General features: G+C 68.0%; 1 protein-coding gene. It reads right to left on the reverse strand.

All coding sequences use genetic code 11. The features are described 5' to 3' along the window. Nucleotides 1-87 precede the first annotated feature (87 nt). Nucleotides 88-1806 (reverse strand): glycosyl hydrolase family 18 protein, encoded by a 1719-nt coding sequence (locus ACWGIC_RS44105; RefSeq protein ID WP_452081908.1) that lies wholly within the window; start codon nt 1804-1806, stop codon nt 88-90. Between the last annotated feature and the right edge of the window lie 256 nt (nt 1807-2062).

The following is a 2062-nucleotide window of genomic DNA, read 5'->3' on the forward strand; positions in this document are numbered from 1 at the left end:
TTTGTGTTTTATTTTGTTTTGTGGGTGGGGCTGTGGTCTGTCTTTTATGAGGGCGGCCCCCCGGCCGTATAGGTCGTTATACAGTAATCAGCTGACGGAAATGTCGTCCGCGTAGATCGCGCTCTGGCCGTACCAGCCGTGGACGTACACCGTCACCGCGCCGGACGAGCCGGTCGTGAACGGCACGGTCAGTTTGGTCCAGCCGGAGTTGCCCGTCCACGAGCTGGCCGTCGCTCCCCCGCGAACCCCGGCGTAGGCGTAACCACCCTGCACCCACGCCGTCAGCGTGTACGCGTGATTCGGCGCGAGCGTGAGGTTCTGCGCCGCTTCCCCAGTGGTCGACGCGGTCGGCGACACCTGCAGCGCATGGCTGCCGGAGTGCACCGGCGAGGACACGATCGTCCCCCCGCTCCACGGGCTCAGCGCACCGGTCTCGAAATTGCCGTTGACGACGCTGCCGGTCGGGCTGGTTCCCTTGACCGTCAACGTGTACGTGACGGAGTGGCTGCCACCGCCCGGAGCCGTGCCGGTGACAGTCAGCGGGTAGACGCCCGGCTGGGTGGCCGCCGTCGTCGTGATCGACAGGTTCGCGCTGTCCCCCGCCTTGACCGTCGTCGGGCTGACCGAGGCGGTCACCCCGCCCGGCGCTCCGCTCACCGACAGCGAAACCTGTTGCGCCGTACCGGAAGTTACCGCCGTGGCCACCTTCGCGGCCGCCGAACCGCCCGGGTCGACCGAGGCCGAGGACGGGCTCGCCGACACCGAGAAGTCGTTGCCCGGCACCGGAGTTCCGCCGGTGAACGGGGAGAACGTGTGGCTGAAGTACCACTTGTCCTGCGCGATGCCGGAACAGTCGTCCCGCGCCCCGGTGCCCGGGCAGGTGCCGTTGTCCCGCTGCAACGCCCAGAACGACAGCATGTTGATGCCCTTGGACACTGCCCAGTTGTAGACGGTCACCGCGTCGGCGGTGGTGAACGTCTCGGCCGCGCCGAAGTCGTCGATGCCCGGCATCTCGGTGACGCCGACCATCCCCCACAGCTGTTCCTGCGTCTTGTCCGGATACAGCGACGCCAGCTGCGACACCAGTCCGGCCGCGGCGGTCTGGGTGTCCTGCGCCATCTGGTGCGAGGCGTTGTCGTAGTAGTCGAAGGTCATCAGGTTGACCACGTCGACCTTGGCTCCGTTGGAAACCGCGTTCCGCAGCACGTCCAAGGCGCTGGTCAGGCCGCTCGTGGTGGTCGGCAGCGTATAGGAGATCTGCACCTGGCGGCCGTTGGCGGCGGCCCAGTCCTGGACCTTCTTGATCGCCTTGTTCCGGCGGTCGATGCCCGCCGAGTTGGTCAGCGAGTTGTCCTCGATGTCCATGTCCAGGCGCGGCACGTCGTAGGTGGTGATCAGCGATTCGTAGGCCGCCGCGATCTGGTCGACGTTCGTGCAGCTGTCGGCGATCTCGGTGGCGTTGTGGTCCGCGGTGTAGCCGCCGAACGACGGGATCACGTCGCCGCCGCGCGAACGGATGGTGCGGAAGTCCGCGCCGAACGTCGAATCCGCCACCGGCATGCTGGCGTCGCCGTTCCAGAGAACGGTGCAGGAACCGGAGGAGGCGGTCTGCAGGAAGGCCATCGTCAGGTGCTTGACGCCCGCCTCCTGGGCCATCGCGGCCGGGCTCTGGCCGTTCCAGGACTCGAAGTACGGCGCGAACACGTGGTTCGGCAGCGGCGTCGCGGCGTGCGCGGGCGCCGCGGTGGCGACCAGCACGCCCAGCGGAGCCGCCGCGGCGGCCAGGACAGCGGACAATCGTGACAAGTGACTTCTTCGTCGCATGCGGGCTCCAGAGCCGAAAAGGGGGCCGTGCGGCAGCGGAGCACGGCCGGAACCTTCTCAGAATTGGACTGGACCAGTCACCCGTCAAGGTCTAGACCACTAATGCGGCCGAACGGCCCGGTCGGATCGTCGGGCGCCACCGGGGCCTGGTGGTCCGGTCTCGTGTGTGGTTGGGGGGCGGGGGGAGGGGGCGGGTCCAACACCGCGGCAACAGGTGCCGACCCCCCTTCGTGCTGCG

The organism is Amycolatopsis sp. NPDC054798 (genome assembly GCF_053611505.1).